Source organism: Aromatoleum toluolicum (assembly GCF_012911005.2).
GTDB classification, from domain to species: domain Bacteria; phylum Pseudomonadota; class Gammaproteobacteria; order Burkholderiales; family Rhodocyclaceae; genus Aromatoleum; species Aromatoleum toluolicum.
The window spans coordinates 14,449-36,783 of record NZ_WTVS01000008.1 but is presented as its reverse complement, the minus strand read 5'-3'; the positions used below and the strand labels follow the sequence as shown (position 1 = coordinate 36,783).

At 63.7% G+C, this 22,335-nt stretch carries 19 protein-coding genes; 6 read left to right on the top strand and 13 right to left on the bottom strand.

The annotated features are described in order from the left end of the window. From GPA27_RS05430 to GPA27_RS05415, 4 genes are read right to left on the bottom strand one after another with little or no spacing between them, the layout of a single operon-like run. A complete protein-coding gene (locus GPA27_RS05430) occupies positions 1-528 on the bottom strand; it encodes a hypothetical protein (RefSeq protein WP_169138356.1) in 528 nt (175 codons plus the stop codon). An 11-nt stretch (positions 529-539) separates the two neighbouring features. Next, the gene (locus GPA27_RS05425; RefSeq protein WP_169138354.1) at positions 540-1,268 is read right to left on the bottom strand and encodes a hypothetical protein; all 729 of its coding nucleotides are present in this window, start codon (positions 1,266-1,268) and stop codon (positions 540-542) included. Next, complete coding sequence (locus GPA27_RS05420; protein WP_169138352.1) at positions 1,249-2,931, bottom strand: GspE/PulE family protein; 1,683 nt, start codon at positions 2,929-2,931, stop codon at positions 1,249-1,251. Before GPA27_RS05420 ends, GPA27_RS05425 begins: the two co-directional genes overlap by 20 nt. After that, positions 2,928-4,103 carry a type II secretion system F family protein gene (locus tag GPA27_RS05415; RefSeq protein WP_169138350.1) on the bottom strand — a complete coding sequence of 392 codons (1,176 nt, stop codon included), beginning with the start codon at positions 4,101-4,103 and terminating at the stop codon, positions 2,928-2,930. The genes GPA27_RS05420 and GPA27_RS05415 overlap by 4 nt, the downstream gene beginning before the upstream one ends. 293 nt (positions 4,104-4,396) lie before the next feature. On the opposite strand from GPA27_RS05415, the gene GPA27_RS05410 reads away from it, so the two are divergent. Next, positions 4,397-5,077 carry a lytic transglycosylase domain-containing protein gene (locus GPA27_RS05410; RefSeq protein ID WP_169138348.1) on the top strand — a complete coding sequence of 227 codons (681 nt, stop codon included), beginning with the start codon at positions 4,397-4,399 and terminating at the stop codon, positions 5,075-5,077. A gap of 57 nt (positions 5,078-5,134) precedes the next feature. Next, complete coding sequence (locus GPA27_RS05405) at positions 5,135-6,358, top strand: glycosyltransferase (RefSeq protein WP_169138346.1); 1,224 nt, start codon at positions 5,135-5,137, stop codon at positions 6,356-6,358. A gap of 96 nt (positions 6,359-6,454) precedes the next feature. On the opposite strand, the gene GPA27_RS05400 is transcribed toward GPA27_RS05405, so the two are convergent. The 5 genes from GPA27_RS05400 to GPA27_RS05380 form a co-directional block, all read right to left on the bottom strand. Beyond that, the gene (locus GPA27_RS05400; RefSeq protein ID WP_169138344.1) at positions 6,455-8,179 is read right to left on the bottom strand and encodes a hypothetical protein; all 1,725 of its coding nucleotides are present in this window, start codon (positions 8,177-8,179) and stop codon (positions 6,455-6,457) included. A 121-nt stretch (positions 8,180-8,300) separates the two neighbouring features. Next, complete coding sequence (locus tag GPA27_RS05395; protein ID WP_256222789.1) at positions 8,301-9,422, bottom strand: PEP-CTERM sorting domain-containing protein; 1,122 nt, start codon at positions 9,420-9,422, stop codon at positions 8,301-8,303. A 228-nt stretch (positions 9,423-9,650) separates the two neighbouring features. After that, complete coding sequence (locus GPA27_RS05390; RefSeq protein ID WP_169138340.1) at positions 9,651-10,307, bottom strand: acyltransferase; 657 nt, start codon at positions 10,305-10,307, stop codon at positions 9,651-9,653. Positions 10,308-10,421: 114 nt separating this feature from the next. Next, the gene (locus GPA27_RS05385) at positions 10,422-11,480 is read right to left on the bottom strand and encodes a nitroreductase family protein (protein WP_246260951.1); all 1,059 of its coding nucleotides are present in this window, start codon (positions 11,478-11,480) and stop codon (positions 10,422-10,424) included. A 10-nt stretch (positions 11,481-11,490) separates the two neighbouring features. After that, complete coding sequence (locus GPA27_RS05380; protein ID WP_211164842.1) at positions 11,491-12,381, bottom strand: ThiF family adenylyltransferase; 891 nt, start codon at positions 12,379-12,381, stop codon at positions 11,491-11,493. Positions 12,382-12,617: 236 nt separating this feature from the next. Here GPA27_RS05380 and GPA27_RS05375 point away from each other — a divergent pair, with 236 nt between their 5' ends. Continuing rightward, positions 12,618-13,385, top strand: a complete 768-nt coding sequence (locus GPA27_RS05375; RefSeq protein ID WP_169138336.1) for a PEP-CTERM/exosortase system-associated acyltransferase — start codon at positions 12,618-12,620, stop codon at positions 13,383-13,385. Between the two features lie 96 nt (positions 13,386-13,481). Here the strand turns inward: GPA27_RS05375 and GPA27_RS05370 are convergent, their stop codons facing one another. The 3 genes from GPA27_RS05370 to GPA27_RS05360 form a co-directional block, all read right to left on the bottom strand. Next, positions 13,482-15,374, bottom strand: coding sequence for a propionate--CoA ligase (locus GPA27_RS05370; protein WP_169138334.1), 1,893 nt, complete (start codon positions 15,372-15,374; stop codon positions 13,482-13,484). Between the two features lie 135 nt (positions 15,375-15,509). Beyond that, positions 15,510-16,691, bottom strand: a complete 1,182-nt coding sequence (locus GPA27_RS05365; protein WP_169138332.1) for a GGDEF domain-containing response regulator — start codon at positions 16,689-16,691, stop codon at positions 15,510-15,512. 22 nt (positions 16,692-16,713) lie between these two features. Then, positions 16,714-17,712: an oxidoreductase gene (locus tag GPA27_RS05360; RefSeq protein WP_169138330.1), complete on the bottom strand. Its 999-nt coding sequence runs from the start codon at positions 17,710-17,712 to the stop codon at positions 16,714-16,716. A gap of 159 nt (positions 17,713-17,871) precedes the next feature. On the opposite strand from GPA27_RS05360, the gene GPA27_RS05355 reads away from it, so the two are divergent. From GPA27_RS05355 to GPA27_RS05345, 3 genes are all read left to right on the top strand, one after another. Then, positions 17,872-18,726, top strand: coding sequence for an HDOD domain-containing protein (locus tag GPA27_RS05355; protein WP_169138328.1), 855 nt, complete (start codon positions 17,872-17,874; stop codon positions 18,724-18,726). A gap of 78 nt (positions 18,727-18,804) precedes the next feature. Further along, entirely contained in the window at positions 18,805-19,380 is a 576-nt protein-coding gene (locus tag GPA27_RS05350; protein ID WP_169138326.1) for a LemA family protein, read from the top strand. Positions 19,381-19,399: 19 nt separating this feature from the next. Beyond that, positions 19,400-20,311, top strand: a complete 912-nt coding sequence (locus GPA27_RS05345) for a hypothetical protein (protein WP_169138324.1) — start codon at positions 19,400-19,402, stop codon at positions 20,309-20,311. 9 nt (positions 20,312-20,320) lie between these two features. Here the strand turns inward: GPA27_RS05345 and GPA27_RS05340 are convergent, their stop codons facing one another. Beyond that, positions 20,321-22,228: an ATP-binding cassette domain-containing protein gene (locus GPA27_RS05340; RefSeq protein ID WP_169138322.1), complete on the bottom strand. Its 1,908-nt coding sequence runs from the start codon at positions 22,226-22,228 to the stop codon at positions 20,321-20,323. Positions 22,229-22,335 lie beyond the last annotated feature (107 nt).

Below are 22,335 nucleotides of genomic sequence, written 5' to 3'. Positions count from 1 at the left end.
TCACGGACGTCCGCTCCATTTAGCGTTCACGGTGAATTGCACCGCATTCCCGGCGTCGACACGCACCCATTCGTAATTCGCCAATTGCGCCTCATGTATCCCCTGCACGGCCCCGAGCCGGGCCACGAACTCGAACATCTCCGCCAGCGAGCGGGCCTGCCCCGCCACCGCGAGCGTGCCCCGCGCCTGATCGGCCTGCAGGTTCAGCCACGTCACGCCCTCGCCTTGGGCCCCCGCCACACCGCCGAGCATTGCCCCCCAGTCGGCGTTCAGGCGTGCGGCAACGCCGAGCGCGGCCTTCGCTTCCTCGGCGCCCACCGGGTTCCTTTCCGCCGCAGCCTCGGGCAGTGCGCGCCGCGCCGCTTCGCGCGTACGCGCCACGGCCGCCTCGCGCGCATCGATCTCGTCACTTGCACGGCGGAATTCGGCAAACTGAAGTCCGCAGGCAAGCAGACCGGCTGCGAGCAGTCCCCACCCCGCGACGCTCACGCGTCGGCGGGTTTGCAGAAAATCGAGATCGACCGGCAAGGGAACCCGTCTCATCCTTCCCACCCTTCGGCATGCAGCGCGACCTTGCGCCATCCGGCAGGAACCCGCGGCCCCTCCCCGATGCAATACAGGACGCCGGCTTCGGCCTGAGTCGCCGAGCGCAGCGCCTGCGATTCCAGGTACAGGCCCAGCGACGTATCTCCGGCCGGTCCAAGCGGCTGGCTGCGCAAGGACTGCCACTGCGCGTCGCGCCAGAATCCCAGCGTGACCCGCCCGTCACGCTGCACCGCCAACGCGCCGAACGGGTTCTCCAGTTCGTGACGCACACGGTTATATGCGGCGAGGAACTCGCCCGTGACACTACCAAAGCGCAGCCGGTGCGCCCTTCCCCACGCGGCCACCGCCTCGACGTGCGCGGCAGGCACGGCGCAGGCGATGACGGGAAAATCCGTGGCGCCGCGCTCGACGACGATGCGCCACTCGGGCGCCCCGACCCCGTGCACCTCCCTGAAACGGAGCGCAACGAAGGCCTCGCGCTCGGGTCCGCCGCGCAGGCCGGACGGCCACTGGATGATCAGATAGCGCACCACCGCATCGGCGAACAGTACGTCCCAGCGCGACCCGCGCTGCACCCCGCCATCGGGTGCCGCGGCCAGCGCCGCCAGGGCGGCATCAGGCGCCCACTCGTAGGCCAGGCGCTTCTGCGTCGTGCCGTGCCCGACGCGGATCGCATCCTGCTCGATCAGCAGGCGGCGGACCTCAGCCGAGAAGCGTGACACGATTCACCTCCTGCAGCGTGGTTTCCCCGGAAGCCGCCACCGCGAGCGCCGCGTCGCGCAGACCGCGGAATCCGTTGCGCCGGGCCGCTTCCTTGACCGTCCGGATCGGAGCGCGGGCGACGATCAGCTCGCGGATCTCGTCGTCGAGCAACAGCACTTCGGCGACCGCGCGCCGACCGCGGAATCCCGTCCCGCGGCACTGACCGCAGCCATGTCCCGCACGGAAGCGGAAACTGCTCGCATCGCCGATGCGCGAGCGCGTGATCAGCTGTGCGTCGGGCGGCACGTCCTCGGTGCAGTAGGGACAATTGATGCGCAGCAGGCGCTGGGCGACGATGCCGTTGAGCGCGGCGACGAGATTGAACGGATCGATCCCCATGTGCATGAATCGCCCCATGACGTCGAAGACGTTGTTGGCGTGCACGGTGGTAAACACAAGGTGGCCGGTGAGTGCCGCCTGCACCGCGATTTCCGCCGTTTCACCGTCGCGGATCTCGCCGACCATGATCTTGTCCGGGTCATGGCGCAGGATGGATCTGAGGCCGCGCGCGAAGGTCAGGCCCTTCTTCTCGTTCACCGGGATCTGCAGCACGCCCGTGAGCTGGTACTCGACCGGATCCTCGATCGTGACGATCTTGTCGAGCCCCTGGTTAGTCTCGGCAAGCGTGGCGTACAGCGTGGTCGTCTTGCCCGAACCGGTCGGCCCGGTGACGAGCAGCATGCCATAGGGCTCGGTCGCGAGGTGGCGCAGCGCGCCCCGTGTCTCGTCGTCAAAACCCAGCGTCTCCAGCGTCAGCCCGCTCATCTCGCGGCTGAGGTGCTCCTTGTCGAGGATGCGCAACACGGCATCCTCGCCGTGGATGCTGGGCATGATCGAGACGCGGAAGTCGATCTCGCGCCCGCCCGAACGGACCTTGAAACGCCCGTCCTGCGGCACCCGGCGCTCGGCAATGTCGAGCTCCGCCATCACCTTGATACGGGAGATGACCTGCTCCGCAAGCTCGTTGCCCTGCGCACTGCCGACACGCACCAGCACGCCGTCGAGGCGGTACTTGATCACCAGCCCGCCAGGGACCGACTCGAGGTGGATATCGCTCGCAAGCTGCTTCAGGCCGTCATAGAGGGTCGAATTGACCAGCTTGACGACCGGACTCGCGTCGGCGCTGATGCGCTTGAGCGACAGATCCTCGACACCGTCGCCCTCGCCGCCCTCCTCGCGCGACTCGATCAGTCCGGCCGCGCGGCGGACCTCGTCCTCGTGCCGCGCCAGGCAAGCCGCCAAATCGTCATGGTCCGCCAATAACAGCTCGTATGGCTCGCGGAGGCGAGCTCCCAGGCCATCCAGCAGGTCGGAGTCGAAAGGATCTGCAATCACCACGAGCAGCGCGCCGTCCTCGCCACGCAGCGCGACGCACTCCCGGCGCAGCGCCATCTCGAACGGAATCGCGGTGAAATCCGGCTCGAGAGCCATCAGACGCCCGTGCCCGATGGACGTCAGCCCGAGCGCGGACGCCAGGCGCTCCACGCGCAGTGCGGGATTCGGCTCAAGCTTCGCGAGCCCGTCAATGGCGCGCTCGCCACCCGCCGCCGCGGCTGACAGTTCTGCCGCGGAAAAAGGGGGCGGGGGAGCGGGAGCGAGTTCCGCAGTCAACGATTCGCTCATCGAATGCTCTCTGCAAGCATGAATATCGGAATGTACATGAGCACGACGATCAGCCCGATCGCACAACCGATCAGCAGCATCAGCAACGGGCCGAACAGGCGCGTGAACCACTCTACCTGCCTCGCGGTATCCTCTTCGTGAAATTCCGCCGCGCGTGTCAGCATTTCGCCCAGATTCCCGGCATGTTCGCCGACCTCCAGCATGCGCAGCGCGACGGGGGTCGTCAGGCCGCGCGCCGCCAGCATCGACGAAAAACTGCGCCCCTCACGTATCGCCGATATGGCAGCAGCGAGACTCGCCTGCAGCGACGGCGAAAGCAGCCCCGACACCATCCCCAGAGCGGTCACGACCGGGATACCTCCCGAAAGCAGCATGCCCACGGTCCGGTAGAACCGTGCGAGCTGAAACACCCGCATGCGCTCACCAACGAACGGCATCCGCCACATGTAGCGCCCGACCGTCGCCCACAACACGGGGCTGCGTACCACCACAACCCCTGCCCCCAAAATTGCCACCACGATCACCCCGAGCAACACGGCGTGCCCCTCGACGAACTGCCCCCACTCCAGCAGCAGGCGTGACATCCACGGCAGGTTGGTGCCCACGTTCTGGTATATGTGCGAGAAACGCGGCACGACGTAGCCGAGCAGGAACAGCACCACCAGGCCACCCACACCAACCAGCAACAGGGGGTAAATAGCCGCACTGATCAGCTTGTCGCGCAGGCGCTCGCCATCCTGCTGGTATGCGATGTAGCGCGCAATGGCCCGCTCGAGATCGCTGGTGCGCTCGGCCGCACGAATCAGCGCGACATACAGGGTCGGAAAAGCCTGCGGCGCCGACTCCAGCGCACTCGACAGGCTGCGTCCTTCACGCAATGCATCACGCAGCCCCTGCATCACCGACCTGATCGCCGGCCACCGCTCCTTCTCGGCGAGCGCCGAGATTGCCTCGGTAAGCGGAATGCCCGCGCGCAACAGCGCCAGCAGTTGCTGGTTGAACAGGAGCAGCGGAAATCGACTGCGACCTCGGCCACGCTCCAGCGCCTTGAGCGAAAGTACGGACAAGCCCCGCGCCTCGGCCAGCGCACGGACATCCGCCTCGCACCCGGCCTCAAGCTCGGTTTCGACGACCGATGCGTTCGCCCCGAGCGCCCTGACACGATAACGCATGGATCACCAAAGTTCGTTAACTCACACTATCCTTAAGATGTCCGAGATCCCGACAGGTACCGCTACGCACACCATGCGCCTGTTTGCCACGCGAACGGCATCGAGACCGGTACCGCGCCAACATTAGCATAGAAAGCATCATCGAAATCCTACATACTTGAGCGCGAATACCGATCAAGCCTCAAGATGCTGCACACTGATCGCATACGGACTCCCAACACTTGCGAGGGCATATGAGCGGTCCGGCACATACGACCTACGACCGCTCGCGCTCCCTGAACGTGGTCAGAGTCATGTCCGTCGCAAACGCGAGCAGTCGACGGGTAGCGATTGCGGCAAGTGCTGCGGTCGCATTCTGGTGCGCAGGCCCCTGCTGGGCCGACCGTCTGTACGGTTACGCAGATGAGCGCGGCGTCTTCAACTTCAGTGACGCCCCGAGCACGCCGAGACACCGCCTGATCCTCGAGATTCGCCCCGTCCCCAAGGCGATTGAACGCGCGCGTAGTATGGTCGCCGCAAGAAAATCCGACCGCGGCCATGCCCCCACATCCCTGTCACCGCTTATCCGCAACGCGGCACACCGCGGGCGAATTGATCCATCGCTAATCGAGGCGATCGCCAATGTCGAAAGCGGTTTCAATGAACGTGCCCGCTCCCCCAAGGGCGCACTTGGGCTGATGCAACTGATGCCTGCAACGGCCACGCGCTTCGGCGTGAGTGACCCGCTAGACCCGGAGCAGAATCTCCTCGGCGGCGCACGCTACCTGCGCGAACTGCTCGATCGCTTCGATTCGTTGCCGCTGGCACTCGCCGCATATAACGCTGGCGAGGCAGCTGTTCAGCGCTATGGAAACGCCATCCCTCCGTATGCCGAAACAATGCGCTACGTACCCGCGGTATTGGGGCATTACGAGCGGCTGCGGGATAGCGCGACAATCGGCACAGCGCAATCCACCCGCGTCGCGCCAGACTAACGCTTAATCAATGGAGTACGGGCCGCACGCGACACATCCTGCGGCGCTCTCTCGACAATGGTCAAAGCGAAAATTCTCTTCTTCGCCGAAGGTGCGACGCTCGCACATGTCGCCCGGCCGTTTGTTCTGGCGTCCGGACTCGACCCACAACGATTCGACGTCGTATTCGCTAGACCGGCGGCGTTCGGTTGGTTGACTGACGGAGCGCCATTCAAGGTCGTTCCGCTAGAGTGCCAGGCAACGTCGGTCTTTTCCCGCCGGCTGGAGCATGGCTTTCCCCTGTATGACATCGATACGCTTTCCCGTTATGTCGAGGCGGACCACGCCCTTATCGATACCGAACGGCCTGACGTCGTCGTGGGCGATTTTCGCCTTTCGCTGTCGGTCAGCGCGCGCTCGCGCGGTGTTCCCTATGCGACGATCTGCGACGCCTACTGGAGCCCCGAGCGTCCCCTGCAGACGCCCATGCCCGTTCTTGCCATAACGCGTTTTGCACCGCTCTCGATCGCGAACGCCATATTTCGGAGGATTTCTCCGCTTGCACTGAAAATGCACGCGCGGCCGATGGAGGTGCTACGGGCGCGTCACCGACTCCCACCCCTGGGCCACGATCTTCGGCGAAGTTACACGGATGCCGATCTGCGACTGTTCGCCAACTTTTCCGAGTTGTTTCCGGAAGTCCGAGAAAGTGCCACGGCAAGATTTATCGGCCCAATTGCATGGTCGCCCGACGCTGCTGCCGCTGTGTCATTAGAGGACGGCACGGACACTCCCCTGGTTTACGTCACCATGGGCAGTTCGGGCGATCCACGCGTGCTGCGGGATCTGGTGCCCTTACTCGAAGCGACCGGCGCACGCGTACTGTTGGCCTCTGCGGGAAAATCCCTGCCGACACAATTCACATCGCCACGAACCCGGGTCTTCGACTACCTTCCCGGTCAATTGGTGTGCGAGCATGCGAACCTCGTCGTCTGCAACGGCGGCAGTCCGACCACCAACCAGGCCCTGACGGCCGGCGTTCCCGTGCTGGGGATCGCCCGAAACATGGACCAGTTTCTGAACATGCAGGCCATCGAGCGCTTTGGCGCCGGTCTTCTCGTTCGCTCGGATCGCGCAACCGCTGCCGTCCTGCGGCAGGCAGTAACGAGGCTCCTTGGAGACCCGAGCTTCGCCGCTTGCGCGCATCGCCTGCGCGAGGCCGCGGCAAGTGATCCTCGACGATCCGACCTTGCACCTCACCTCGAACGATTGATCGCCGGGCGAATCCTGCCCACAAGCTGATTTGCTGCAGCCAACGCCACCATTCGGTCAATAACAAAAACCGCGCTGCCGGGCGGTTCGCCCTACAGCGCGGTCGGGTCTGCCAGCAGACGCGGGTTACTTCAGGTCAAAGCCGGTCAGCGGGTGGATCTGGAAGTTGCCACCATCGATGTAGCCATATACCTCGTAGATCTTGTCGGTCTTGTTGAGTCCCGGCACATCGCCATTGGCGTCGAGGATGACCTTCCCGTCGGCATCCACTGCGGGTTGCACGCCCTTGTAGATGGTGATCCGGTAGAAGTCTGCGCAACCGCAGTCGGCAATGTTGTCGGTCACCGGCGGATCCGCGAACGGGTTGTTACCGGATCCGGCCGGCGGGCAGTTTGCCCCAGGAACCGGCGTGTTCGGGTTCTCGCTACCCCCCTCCCCCAGATCCTCGATGTGCACCTGGAACCAGTGATAAGTCGGCACCGCTTGATTCGGGCGTTGCCCCTTCGGCTCGGGGATAACCTCATCGATCCCGTCGAAAATCACTCCGTCGCTCGCGGTGAAGGTGTTGTTGCTGATATTGCTGAAGGTACCCACGCCAACGAAGTCGATCTGCTTGTTCGGCGCCGGGCGTGCCTGTTCGCACCACCCCTCATCGGTACAACGGATCTCATCGATCTGTGTGCCCGCCGGAGCGTTCCGTCCACCATGGAACGCGAAGCTCAGACCACTCGGGCTGCTGTGGTTGTTGTGCTCCCATTGGCCTTTCGGCTGCGGTGGCAAGGCCGTATTCGCACCCGCCTGCCCGCCGAATGAATAGTCATAGTAATTGGTCACGGTGCTCGACTTGGCGGCCTTGCCTTTCGGCTTCAACAGCACCGACGGCTTCAGGGAGTCGACAGCAAAGGTTCCGTCCCATCCACCTTCGGCTACGTTGATCCCGGAAGTATCGTTCCCACCGCCGGTCACCCGACATGCCTGAGCCGTCGGAATGAATGCGAAGTTGTTGCTCGCATCGGTCTGAAGCAGCATCTCAGGCCCGGACGCACCGTTGATCGCGCCAACTACTGCGGCATCGACGCCCGAATCCGTCTCGAAATTCTGCGAAGGATTGGTTTCCAGATACGGTACGTTTTGCTGGGTCGTAAAATTCAGTATCGTGCCTGGCTCAACCCCGCTCTTGAAAAATTCGGGATCTGCGAACTGCACCATCACTGCGATGCTTTGCGACCCCTGCCCCCTCACCGTCTGCGTACCAGCCCAGTTGTCGGTACCGAACTGGTCGAGCAGGCCTACCGAGCCATCGACTCCGAAGTTGCCGACGATCTCGACCACTACGCCGCGCAGAATCTGCCTTCCGTCGCCATAGCCGAGGCCGCTTAGCGACGCGCCCTTGCTACCCGAACCGTCAGTCAGATCGTCGTAGTACAGATAAAAGAAGTTGCTCTGGGAAGTTCCGTCGAATGCGAAGGTCGCTACCGAACCGCTCGCATTGGTCGTCACCGTCTCGCCCGAGCCCGCGATATAGGTCAGTTCAAACGTCGAATTGAAGCCGGTCGGATCCGGATAGGGATCACCACCGGGATTCAGCAGGCCGCTAAGGGCTCCGTGAACATAGGTCTGGACGGACTTCGTATTGGCTACACCAAGCGGAATCGCAGGAGCTCCGCCGGCAGGCGCGGTAACCAAGGCATTCCCGTTGCCCCAGTCGAAGGCACTCACCGTTTGTGGCTGATTCGATCCATCACCGTCCGGGTCGAAAAGGATTAGGCTTGCGGCCCCCGCATCGCCCATCGCTACGAACAGAGGAACCAGCGCGATCGCGCCAGAACCCAAGATCCTTTGAAGTTTCATGACAGCATCCCCTTGTGAGTACAAGGGCTCGAGCGATGCTGATTGGGTACAACATCAGCGCCCTCGAGCCACCCTGGATACGTCTTTCAGAAACACCCCGCCTGCGGGGCTCAGATCATCCTCATACGGTCCTTCTCCGCGACGACACACGGCCGATGCCGAGCATCACGAGCGTCAGGCCCAGCAGCGCGAGGCTCGACGGCTCGGGCACGGTGGTCTGGAACGAGTTGCTCGCGTCGGTTTCGAGAATGCAATCCGGACCATTGACGCAGTTGATCGTGCCCAGACTGATCCCACCACCTGCCAGAGTCAGCGCGCCACCACCGAGGTCAGTGTCGAAGGACTTCGACGGGTTCGTGTCATCGACGGGGAGGTTGTTGCGGGTCGTGAAGAACAGATCCTGCGAAAGCGCGGTGATCAGCGACTTGAAGAAGTTGGAATCCTGGAACGTGACATCCACTTCGATCGAGGTCGAACCTTCACCGTAGGCGGTCAGTTGCCCTGCCCAATCGTCACCGTTCGCGCTCTGGTCGAGCAGGCGGCCGGCGTTGACCGGATCGCCGGTGGCGGGATCGATCGCAGCTTCCTCACCTGCGTCGTAGAGCCCGTTGCCGTTTGTATCGACGAAGAACCAGTTCGACGTGAAGGTGCCGGCGCTCGTGAACTGCGAAACGGTCCCTGACAGGATCAGCGTTCCGTCGTCGAAGCCGAGACCGGTGAGCGAGCTGGCCTTCGTCCCGTCGCCAATCACATCGTCGTAATAGACGGCGAAGAAGTTCGTGGTGCCGGTCGTATCCAGGTTCAGGTTGATCGTGCTCGTGAACTGGTAGACGTCATCGGTTTGATCAAGAGGCGTTCCGCCGTCGCTGACCTGAACGATCGTCGGCGCTCCCGCAAGCGTCGCAGTTTCCGCGAAGCCCGCGATCGCGGTGATCTCCCACGTCCCATTCATGTTCGCCGGATCGGGGACGGAGTCACCACCCGTGTCAGTGAAGCCGTCCAGCACCGCGTGGGTATACAGATTGAATGACGAACCCGTGGTGGGAATGCCTTGGTCGATCAAGCCGGACGATACTGCCCAGTCGAACGAGCCGTAGGTCTGCGTGTTCGCGTTGGCGTCGGTCCCATCTGCATCGAACTGGATCGGATCGGCAGCGAAGGCGGGCATCCCCCACCCCAGAGCCAGGGCAAGGCCTGCCGCAATCGCGCTGGAACGGATGCGGTGCGGAAGTTTTTTGGTCATGGCGAGACTCCTTTTGAGGGGTTGCCGATTCGGCACAGGGGCGATTCAACGCCCGACGCCCAAATAGGAGCAAATTCCACGCCAGATCTTTTTTTTCTTTTACATCAACTGCTTAGAAATAACGCTCACGAACGCACCGATTCACTGTAAAAGAATCCGACACGAAAATCAGGAGCGCGCGCGGTCCTTCGGGCAATACGGTCGCAGCCGATGAACGCCGCCGATCCTTCACCGGAGGCGACGCGCCGGGTTACCCCCCCACACCTCGCCGGCATGGACATGGATACCCTTTGTGACGACGGAACCGGCAGCAATGATCGCGCCGTCTTCGATGGTCACACCCGACATCACAATCGACTTCGCTCCGACGGTAACCTTGGAGCCGATGCGAATTTTCGCGTGAGCCAGGCGCTCCCCTTCCATGGCATGCGAGAAGAGCACCGCATCGTGCCCGATGATCGTATTCGAGCCGACCTCGGTAAGGATGGGATCGAGGATTACACCCGCACTGTACGTATCCTTGCCCAACCGAGCGCCTAGAGCCAGATAGATGACACGCATGAGCGGCACCGGAAGAACATGGTTGCGGGTGATCGGATAGAACAGCAGCAGAAAGAACAGCACATACACGTTGTAGGTGAACTCGTCGCGCGACCCCGGTGCGATGTCCCCCTCGCGCAGCGGCATCACAGAGAGGAAAAGCCGATACGCGACAATCGCCAACACATAGAACGTGATCACGAAGATGCCGCACAGCACGACCCCACGAAAATCACCCAGCGGCAGCTTGCCGGCCAGCGTCGATGTGGCGAGGACGGCACCGGCGGCGGCACCGGCGACAAGAATCAGAAAGATGAGGATTTGCGACACTCCGATCTTGCGCATTCAGGATGCCCCCTAGAGTGAAAGCCCGCAGGCTCGAGTTGCGCGGGCAGGAATAGGGCGCCGGTCGCGTTCCCGCACATTGCGGGGGAAGCGGCGAGATCCTGCCGGTCGCAGTCACGGCTTCGTCATGAGCTCGTCGAGGCTCCGCCGGATCGAGCGCGAGACAGGTTGGCTCGCATTCCCCACTCGACAGAAGAAGGCGAACGGATCCGTCGCTCCACTGCCAGTCAGCGCATCGAAGCGGCTGGCAAGCAGCCGCACCGCGTCATCAATTCCAGGCTTGGCGGATAGCGGGCGAGCCGCTTGGGCATACCAGCGGAAAATCACCGGCGTCATCTGTGGCTGAAGGTACAAGCCGAGCGCCGCAACGGTCAGCCAGAGCCTCTGCATCGCAACCCCGGCTTCAACGCAGTCGCCGTGCGTAGTCAGCGGCCTCCGCGGACGAAGCAACACGTGGGCCGCACATGCCATTGCCGGAATGAAGTCGAGCTGGATGCGAGGGGCGACCGTTCCCAAAAGGTAGCGATTGAAGAACTCTACCCGCGCCCAGCTCTGCATCACCCATCGCATCAACCTTGCCGTCATCGGATCGACGCCGACGGCCTCCTCGGGGATGCGATCCTTGCTGAAGCGGGCTCCCCACTCGATGATCTCTTTGTGCACGGCGTAAGCTTCCGGGCAGGTCAAGCGGACGTGAGCGCTGCCCCACAGCAGCTTCGCCACTTCGAACCGTTCGGCGAACGACTCGAAGAACTGCACCTGAAAGCCGGGGCCGGTTGCAGCAACCAGTCGCTCGCGCTGCGCTGCGCTGAGCGGCGTGGTATGCATCGGGCGGCGCTGGACAACTCGTGTCTCGATGTGCGACAGCAACGGATCGGCAGCCAACCCGGGTGCCTCGTGCACTGTGACGTCGTAGACCGGCGCCGTGGCGGTGCATCCGGCACGAATGGCCCAGCGCGCATCGAGGCCGAAACCCGTTGCCGCGATGCGTAAAGTTTCAAGCAACGCGCCATGTGCCATGTAGCTAGGCCGACCGTCGAAGTCATACAGGCACCAATCGCGCGTGTCGAAGCCGTATACCACGATGTGGTCGCCCGAGACGACTTCGAAGCGCCACGGCTGCGTGTTGTCCCCGCTCGGAGCCCAACGCGCGAGGTCAAGGATCTTGAACAAGATGCCCCGTTCAGCCACGCTGCGCCCCCTGCTCGCGCATCCGCCGCAACTGCCTGCGTCCAATCCACAGCCCCAGGCGTTGAAGGGGGTTCCGATTGCCACCCGGGCGCCAAGTGCGGACCATCCGGTTCCGGTACGCGTCGAACTGGTAGCCCCACGGTGCAGCGAGCACCTTGCCCCGGCCCAGAAGAATCTTCAGCGACTCGGCCGCCGTCACTCCCGCGCAAAGCTGGCAAGCGATGATCGTCGAGGGTCCCCGCCGCTCGCGTAAATTGACGCGCGTCGGGTCCGCAAGATATGAACGCTGGAGCATGCCCGGCGACAAGCCCAGTAGAAAGCGGATCGACATTTCCTCCTCATCGCAGCCTTCGAGACAGAAATATTCCTCGAAACTCATCTGCCCCGGCAGGAAGACAAGCACGGCCGTTCCCATCCCGAGCGGCGCCGCGGTCACAGCCGGAATACCGAGGCGGTGGCAGGCAGCGAAAGTTGCGCGGCGAATGCCGAACGAGAAGAAATCGAGGCCGTCGACGTAAAGATCGACATCCTTCAGGAATTCGTCGAGGTTCGCGTCCGAAAGGCCTGTTGGGAAGCGATGCAAAGCGATTTCCGGGTTGATGTCGAGCGCCATCTCGCCCAGGACGTCCACCTTGGGGCGCCCAACCGAAGACATCATCGCCCCCGCCTGACGATTGAAATTGACAAGATCAAAAGTGTCGAAATCGGCGATATTGAAGGCACCGATCCCAAGGCGCGCGAGCGTCAGCAAGTGCACGCCACCAACGCCCCCCATCCCCGCAATGGCGATGCGCTTTCCGCGCAGCGCTGCCTGCTCCTCCGCGGTCACCCAACCGAGGTTGCGGGCAAACGCAGCGTCGTAATCGAATAATGTATTCACCATACCCCCTGATCGCTCCCCGAATCCATCATAGAGAATTCGGCCCGCGAGAGAAACCGCGACGCAACTTGCGTACTGAGTCTTCCCGCGCGGAATTTGGTACACACCGGGAAACGTGAAGATGGACTATGATTAGGCACGAAGAATCGCTGCACCGAAGGCCCCCGGGGCGGGTTGAACAAGCGAATCCCTACAGGCCTGGCGCCCGACCCATCACCCTCCCCGACAAGGAGACTGCGTTGCTCCTGTTCGACCGATTCAATCTCGGCCACGGATTCAGGAAGTACTTCGAGATCCATCCGGCAACCGACGACGCGCTGCGCGACTCCGTGTACCGGATTCGGCACGAAGTGTATTGCGAGGAACTAGGCTTCGAGCCGGTACGCCCAGATCGACGTGAAACCGACGAATACGATGCGCACAGCGTGCATTGCCTGTTGCGCACGAGTTCGGAGCCCGTAAGACCGGTCGGGTGTACCCGCGTAGTACTGACAAGGACTGACGATCCGGATTACCCCCTGCCCTTCGAGCGCACCTGCGCCGCAACGCTCGACCGCTCGATCGTTGACCCGGCCCGGCTGCCCCGCGAGCGGATCGCCGAGGTCTCCCGGCTGGCCGTGCGCTCGAGCTATAGGCGCCGACGCGGCGAGTCATTGGCCGACGCTCCGATCCATGCCGAGGACTTCGGCACGACCGTCCACCCCCGCTTCCCGTACATTCCCATCGGCCTGTACCTGGGGGCAATCGCACTTGCCGAGCGCGCCGGAATCGAAACGCTCTTCATCCTGACCGAACCTCGACTGGCCTCGCATTTTGCGAAGTTGGGTGTCGATGTCCGCCAGATCGGCGGACCTGTCGAACATCGAGGTATCCGTATTCCGTCGATGATGGACGTTCAAGGCATCATCAAGGGCATGCGCTTCCTGCTGAAACCGATGTGGCGAACGATTCACGACGAGATCGAAGCCGCCTACGAGGGAGTGGCCCAAGAGGGACGCTCCACCTGAGGTTCTGTGAGGTGGCACCAGCCGTCAGGGAAGATTTTCTCGCCTAGCTGCAAAAAAACGCGCCTCACGGCGCGTTTTTCCTCCCGAAGCCCTGACTCAACCAGCCAGCGCGACCTTGATCTGATCCAGCGTGCTCGGATCGTCGATCGTCGTCAGGTCGCCGGCATCACGGCCTTCCGCCAGCGCCTGGATGGAGCGGCGCAGCATCTTGCCGGAACGCGTCTTCGGCAGACCGGAGATGAAATGCACGCGGGCCGGACGGGCGATCGCACCGAGGAGGTTGTCGACGGTCTTCATGACCTCCTTCTCGAGCACGGCACGCTTCTCGGCACTATCGACACGCGAAGCGTCCTTGACCACCGCAAAGGCCATCGGCATCTGCCCCTTGAGCTGGTCGGCCACACCGACGACCGCGACTTCGGCGATCGCCGAATGGGCCTGGATCGCTTCCTCGATCTCGCGGGTGCCGAGACGATGGCCGGCGACGTTGATCACGTCGTCCATGCGCCCGAGGATGGTGTGATAGCCGTCGGCGTCCTTGATGCCCCAGTCGGACGACGAGAAGATCACCGGATCCTTGAACAACGTGAAGTAGGTGCTGACGAAACGGTCATCCTGCCCCCACACGGTCGACAGGCAACCTGGCGGCAGCGGCGGCACGACACCGACGATGCCCTTCTCATCGGCCCCGCACTCGGTCCCGTCTTCACGGAAAATGCGCAGGTCGTAGCCATATACCGGGAAGCTCGGCGAGCCGTACTTGATCGGCGTCTTCTCGATGCCGCGGATCGCCGAGAGCATCGGCCAGCCGGTCTCGGTCTGCCAGTAGTTGTCGATGACCGGAATGCCCAGTTCGTCCATGATCCACTTGTGCGTGGTCTCGTCGAGCGGCTCACCGGCGAGGAACAGGTGCTTGAGCGAGGACAGGTCGTACTTCTTGAGGAAGGCCGGATCCTGCTTCTTCAGCACACGCACGGCGGTCGGCGCCGAGAACATCACCGTGACCTTGTATTTCTCGACGATCTGCCACCAGATGCCTGCATCCGGGCGCAGCGGCGTGCCTTCGTACATGATCGTGGCCATGCCGGCGAGCAGCGGGCCGTAGATGATGTAGCTGTGGCCGACGACCCAGCCGATGTCGGAGGTCGAGAACATCGTCTCGCCCGCATCGCCGGTGAAGATGTGCTTCATCGACGCGGCCAGCGCCACGGCGTAGCCGCCGGTGTCACGCTGCACGCCCTTCGGCTTGCCGGTCGTACCGGACGTGTAGAGGATGTAGCTCGGCTCGGACGATTCTAGCCAGGTCACCGGAACCTTGGCATCCATGTGCTTGGCGCGCAGTTCGCCGTAGTCGACATCGCGGCCGGCGACCTTCGGGAAGCCCTTGTCCAGGCCACGATCGACGATCAGGACCTTCTGCGGCGGGAACTCGGCCAGTTTGCAGGCCTCATCGACGAGGTGCTTGTACGGCACCGGCTTGCCGTTGCGCATGCCGGCGTCGGAGCTCACCATCAGCACCGGCTTGGCGTCGTCGATGCGGGTTGCCAGCGAACCGGCGGCAAAGCCGCCGAACACCACCGAGTGGATCGCGCCGATGCGCGCGCACGCGAGCATCGCGAAGGCCGCCTCGGCGATCATCGGCATGTAGATCAGGACGCGATCGCCCTTCTTGACGCCGAGGTCCTGGTAGATCGCCGCCATGCGCTCGACTTCGCGCTGCAGTTCGGCGAACGAATAGACCTTCTCTTCGTCGGTTTCCGTTGAAATGTAGACCAGCGCGCGATCGTTCGGACGCTTCGCGGCGTGGCGGTCTACAGCATTGAAGCAAAGGTTGGTTTCCCCCCCCTTGTACCACTTCACGAACGGCGGATTGGAAAAGTCGCAGATCTGCTCTGCGGGCTTGTTCCAGTCGATGAGCCCGGCCTGCTCGGCCCAGAACTCGTCACGCTTTTCGATGGAACGGCGGTGAAACTCCTTGTACGTAGTCATAAGCTTCCTCTCCCTACTTTAATCCCTGCATTTCTTGCTTTAGATACGCAATCCGGCGCCGCCGGCCCCTTTCCTCCAAGGGACAGCGGCGCCACCTTTCACTGCTTTGTTGTTATTGTTCCCGGGGATAGCGGCTCAGGCCTTCTGCGTGCCTTGCGCGCCAGTCCCAGAGGCGGAATTGTAGTTACTAAGGCGGTCCAGCGGAATCCCGCAGCCGAGTCGGGCCTCGATCAGCTGCAGCAGTGGCATCAGCGCGGCGACCGCCGCCGGCAGCTGCGCGTCGAGTTCGGCACCGCCTCCCGCGCGGATCTGGCCGAGCAGCTGGTCGATGCTTACGACCTGCCTGAGCAGTCGATCGACCGCGTCCTGGGTGACTTCGCCCTGGTCGCCTACCACGCGGTTTCCACCGGCCTGCCGTCCCGCCTGGGCCCGTTTCACGGCCATGCCGATCAGCTCGCTGACGCTCTGCGCTTCGTCCACCGACGAGCTTGCGACGCCTATCGTCACGCTGATGCGGATGCGATCCTCGCGGTAGGTCATCACCAACTTTTCCATCGCCTGCTGCATGCGCAGCGCGAATGCGCAGATGCCCGCGAGATCGGTACTGGGCGATAGCACGACGAACTGCGAGGGCGCGATCTGGGTGACTGTATCCTCCTTGCGCACCCGCGTCGCCAGGATGCCCGACAGCTTGCGCCCGACGAGCTGGGCAACATGGGCGCCGTAGGTCGTGATCAGTTGGTCGTAGCGATCGATCTCGACGAGCATCGCGCTGAGGTCGGCGTGATGCCTGCGGGCCAGCGCCAGCTCCTGTTCGCCGCGCCAGTTCATGTACGACTCGGTGACGAGTCCCGACACGGGGTCGACCGGGCTCTGCTTGGCCAGTGCGGCCCTGCTCTCTTCCAGTTCGCGCCGTGTCTGGGCAAGACGCGTCAGCGAGTCGAGACGCGCCAGAAGCTCCGTCGCACCGATGCCCTTGGTGATGAAATCGTTGGCCCCCAGCTGGCGGGCGCGTTCGCGCACGGCATCGTCTTCCTCGCCGGAAATGACGATCACCGGGAGCTCCTGGATACGCGACACTTTGGAGGCCCGGATGCGCTGGAGCAGCCCATAACCGTCGAGCTGGGGCATCCCGATGTCGCTGAGGACGAGTTGGATCGACGGGTCGACGAGCAATGCCTGCCAGCCGGCTTCGCCGTCGGCCTCCTCGCGGAATTCGAAGCGCCCGCGGATGAGTTTGACGAGGGAGGCCCGCACCATGCGCGAGTCGTCGACGATCAGCACCTTGGGTAGCGGCTGATTTTCCTGTTCGCTCATGGCCGGAATCTCCCTTGCCGCTTCAGGCGCCGATCCGCACGACTGTACGCCCCTTGATCGCGCCCTTGATATACGCGTCGAAGGCGTCCGGCAACTCGTCGAGCGTGATGGTGCGCGTCACGGCCGCAAGTTGGCGCGGCTTGAGGTCGGTCGCGAGACGATCCCACACGCGCTGACGGATCGGAAAGCCGATGTAGCCCGAGTCGATGCCGAGCAGGCTCACGCCGCGCAGGATGAAGGGGAACACCGTCGTATTCAGGTTGAAACTCGCCGCATTGCCGATGCTCGCGACGGTGCCGGCCTGCTTCATCGTCGCCAGCACCCAGTGCAGGATCTGACCGCCGACGTTATCGACCGCGCCGGCCCACTGGGCCGCCTCGAGCGGACGCACCTTGTCGAAGTCGATCGTGCTGCGCAGTTTCACCTCCGCCGCGCCGAGCATCTTCAGGTAGTCGCTTTCGACTTCCTTCCCGGTGAGCGCGACCACGTGGTAGCCGAGCCGCGCAAGCATGTCGATCGCAAGGCCGCCAACGCCGCCCGTGGCGCCGGTCACGATGACCGGCCCGTTGGCCGGCGCGAGGCCGTTGTCCTCCATGCGCACGACGCCCAGCGCCGCCGTAAACCCGGCAGTACCCAGCGCCATCGACTCGAACAGGTCCAGCCCCTGCGGCAGGGGCACGACCCAGCCAGCCGGTACGCGGGCGTACTCCGCATAGCCGCCGTGATGCGCGACGCCGATATCGAAACTGGTGGCAATGACCTTGTCGCCGGGCTTGAAGCGCGCATCGGTGCTCTCGACGACGTCGCCGCTCATGTCGATGCCGCCGACGCACGGAAAGCGGCGGATGATCTTGCCCGCGCCGGTCGCGGCGAGGGCATCCTTGTAGTTAATGCTGGAGTAATGGACCCGGATCAGGACCTCGCCTGCATCCAGATTCGCCACGTCGAGAGTCGTCAGCCCGCTGACGATCTTCTTGTTTTCGTCCTGATCGATCAGAAAAGCCTTGAAGGGTGTATTCACTTGCGCTCTACTCCTCTCTGGTCGGGACGCGACACCGTGCCGCGCTTTTTGCGCCGATTATAGCCAAATAGCCGCACGCTACCCCGGCAAATGGCATCCGCTCTTCATTTCGCCCGATCCGCTGCCGATAATTCCGACATCAGCTTGGTCCCGACCCTCATGGCCTTCATCGACACTCCGCTCGCATCGGTCGACGCCTATGTCGAATTCGTATCGGCACAGGATGTGCCCGTGCTGCGCCGCACTGTCAGGGAATTCGAAGCTCTCGCGGCGCACGACTCGACCGGCGCCAGGCACGTAGCGGCCGCCGTGCTCGCGGATCCTTTGATGACGATGAAGCTGCTGACGACGCTGCAGGCCCGACGCGGCGCGAGGCAGAATCACGACATCACGACCGTCGAGCGGGCGGTCATGATGATGGGGCTGACGCCGTTCTTCGAAACCTTTTCCGGCATGAGCACGTTGGAGGAACGCCTGGCCAAGCATCCGCAGGCACTGGTCGGCGTGCTCAAGTCCATCGGCCGTGCACGGCGAGCGGCGCATTTCGCGCGCGACTGGGCCATTCTCCGCCATGATCTGGATGTCGACGAGATCACCGTGGCGGCGCTGCTGACCGACGCCGTCGAGATCATGTGCTGGACCTTCGCGCCTGCGATGACCCTGCGGGTATTCGAGATGCAGCGCGCAAACCGCTGGTTGCGGCGCAGCGAGGCGCAACGCACCGTCTTCGGCGCCACGGCGCAGGAGATACAGGAAGCGCTGGTGCGCGCCTGGAACCTGCCCGAACTGCTCATCTGCCTGATGGATGCGGACCAGGCGGACAATCCGCGGGTGCGCAACGTCCAGCTGGCGGCAGACCTTGCGCGGCACCTGCAGACGGGCTGGGACAACGATGCCCTGCCCGATGACATCGCGGAGGTGGGCAAGCTCGTCCGCATGAGCCCGGAACAACTGCTCACGCGCCTTGGGGCCCCGGCCGAAGAACTCCACCGCTTCTTCCCGCCGGCGACCTGAGGCGCGCGCGTACGGCCACACCGCCGGCTTGCCGCAAATTGCGTATATCATGCTGCGGCAACAAGGGGAGACATAACTATGAGCATGTCCGCTGCCATTACCCTGGGCGCATTGGTCATCGCCCTGCTGTATGCGATCGTCGTTTATAACGGCCTCGTCGGGCTCAAGCACAACATCGCCAAGGCATGGGCGAACATTGACGTACTGCTGAAGCAACGACATGACGAATTGCCCAAACTCGTCGAAGTCTGCAAGCAGTACAAGCAGTTCGAGCAGGAAACGCTGCAGCGGGTCACCGAAGCGCGCGCGCGCGTTGCCAGTGCACGCGAACACCAGGACGTTGCCGCCCTCGGCAAGGCGGAAGGGATGCTGCGGACCGGCTTGGGGCAGATCTTCGCCGTCGCCGAAGCCTACCCCGAACTGCGTGCCAACGAGCACTTCATGCAGTTGCAGACGCGCATCACGGCGCTCGAGAACGGCATCGCCGACCGTCGCGAGTGGTACAACGAATCGGTCAATCTGCTCAATGTCCGCATCGAGCAATTCCCCGACGTCTTCGTCGCCCGCATGTTCCAGTTCGAACCCAAGCCCCTGCTCGAATTCGCGAGTGGCGAAAAGTCGGACGTCGACCTGAAGACGCTGTTCAGCACCTGAGCGGACGGCCGCCCGCAGTATGCTGACCCGTCTGCGCCGCGACATCGCGCACGTCACGCTGCCGACGCTGCAATTCATCACCGTCGCGATAATGCTCAAGACGGCACCCGGCAAGGGGTGGGCATTCGGCATCGGTGTTCTCGCCGTCAGCGGACTCGCCGGCTGGCTGCGCTCGCTCAGGACGACGCGCGCGATTTCCGACACCCCGACCTCGCGCATCGCATCCGCGGCCCAGGGCTACGTCGAGCTGACCGGCCGCGGCCGCCCCCTCGACGGAACGCCGCTACTGTCGCCGGTGAACGGGCTCCCCGTGCTCTGGTATCGCGTGGAGACATCGCGCCGGCAGAGCGACGGCAAATGGCGCCACGTTTCCACGGACGAGAGCGACACGTCCTTCCTGCTCGACGACGGCAGCGGCGTATGCGCCGTGGATCCCGAAGGCGCCGACATGATGGTCAGCCGCAAGGAGACCTACACGCAGGGCGACACGCGACACACGCAGTGGTGCCTGATCAACCAGGACCGCATTTACGTGCTCGGCGATTTCGCCACGCTCGGCAGCGTCGCCCCCGATTTCGACATCGGGCGACAGACGCGCGAGCTGCTGGATCACTGGAAGTCGGACCGCACACGTCTGCTCGAACGCTTCGATCTCGACCGCAACGGCGAAATCGATCTCCGCGAATGGGAACTGGCGCGAAGCCAGGCTCGCCGCGAAGTGACGAAACTGCGCGACGAGATCCTCTCCGCGCCGGAATCGCACGTCGTGCGCAAACCCGCATCGAAGGCGCTGTTCCTCATTTCCGACCTCCCCCCGGACCGGCTCGCTTCCCGCTATCGCTGGTGGTCGGTGTATCACGTCGCCGTCTTCTTCGCCTCCGCCGCCGGGGCCGCAGCATGGCTCAACAACGTCAGCGGCCTTGCCCTGTAAGCGCCGACCTCAGCCGGCGCGACTCTCCAGCGCTTCCCAGCGCACCAGCGCATTTTCGATTTCCGTATCGAGCACCTCCAGGCGCTCCTTGATGCGCGCCACCTCCTGCGGCGCCTGCTGATACAGCGCCGGGTCGGCCATCCTTGCGTGCAATGCCGCCTGCTCTGCCTCGAATGCGGCGATGCGGTCAGGCAAGGTCTCCAGCTCGCGCTTTTCGTTGAACGACAACTTCCCGTCTTTCGCGGCCGCCGGCTTGGACGCGGCCGGTGCAACCGGTTTCGGGGCAGCCGCCTTCGTCTCTTCGGCCGCGCGCTCCGCTGCGGCCTGCTTCACCCGTTGCCAGTCGGCATAACCACCGGCGTACTCACCCCAGCGCCCGTCGCCCTCGGCTGCGATCACCTGGGTCACGACGTTGTCGAGAAATGCCCGATCGTGGCTCACGAGGAAGAGCGTGCCGTCGTAGTCCGCCAGCAGCTCCTCGAGCAGGTCGAGCGTCTCGATATCGAGGTCGTTGGTCGGCTCGTCCAGCACCAGCACGTTCGCAGGTCGTGCGAACAGCCGCGCGAGGAGCAGCCGGTTGCGTTCCCCCCCCGAGAGCGACTTCACCGGCGAGCGCGCGCGCTGCGGTGCAAACAGGAAATCGCCGAGGTAACCGATCACATGCTTGCGCTCGCCCCCGATCTCGACGAAGTCCGATCCCGGGCTGATCACCTCGGTCAGCGGCAGTTCCGGGTCGAGCTGGGCGCGCAGCTGGTCGAAATAGGCGACCGTCTGGCGCGTGCCGCGGCGCACGGTACCCGAATCCGGAGCGATCTCGCCGAGGATGAGCTTGAGCAGCGTGGTCTTCCCCGCCCCGTTCGGGCCGATCAGGCCGACGCGGTCGCCACGCACGATGCGCGTCGAAAAATCGCGCACCACCACGCGCTCGCCGAAACGCTTGGTGACGTCGGTCAGTTCCGCGACCATCTGGCCGCTCTGCTCGCCCTTGTCGACCGCCAGCTTGACGTTCCCCAGACGGTCGCGCCGGGCAGCGCGGTCGCGCCGCAACGCCTCGAGCCGTCGCACGCGCCCTTCATTGCGGGTGCGGCGCGCCTCGACCCCCTTGCGTATCCATACCTCCTCCTGCGCCAGGACCTTGTCGAAGCGCGCACTGGCTTTCGCCTCGGCCTCCAGCTCCTCGACCTTGCGCCGCTGGTAGTCGCCGAACTTGCCCGGGTAGCTGCTCAGCTTCCCGCGATCGAGCTCGATGATGCGCGTTGCAACGTTATCGAGGAACACCCGGTCGTGGGTGATCACGACGACCGCGCCACGGAACTCCCGGATCAGCGATTCGAGCCAGACGATGCCGTCGAGATCAAGATGGTTGGTCGGTTCGTCGAACAACAACAGTTCCGGCTCGAAAACCAACGCCCGTGCCAACGCCACCCGCTTGACCCCACCCCCCGAAAGGCTGGACACCAGCGCATCGCCCGGAAGCGCGAGGCGGACGATGATCTCGTCGACGCGCTGGTTCAATCGCCACGCGTCGGCCGCATCCACTTCGTGCTGCAGGGCGTCAAGCCGCGCCAAGGCCTCTGCGCTCGCGGATTCCGCCACGGCATGCATTGCATCGTGATATTCGACGAGCAGGCGCGCCGCCTCGCCCAGTCCGTCCGCGATCGTCGCGAACACGTCGCGATCGAGGGGGAAGTCAGCTTCCTGCGGCACATAGGCGACCTTGAGGCCCGACTGGCGCCACACCGTGCCGTCATCCAGCGTCGCTTGGCCCGCCAAGGCCTTCAACAGACTGGACTTACCCGAACCGTTGCGACCGATCAGCGCAACCCTTTCCCCGGCATCGAGCTGAAACTCGGCGCGGTCGAGCAGATCGACGTGACCAAAGGCAAGGCAAGCGTTGTCGACGGAAAGGAGCGGCATGGGATGTTACTCGCGGTAAAGGATTCGCATTTTAGCGGTCTGTTAAGATGCCAGGCTCACGCGATTTTTGCGCACCGCAACATTGGATCGCCGCTGCGACACGAATG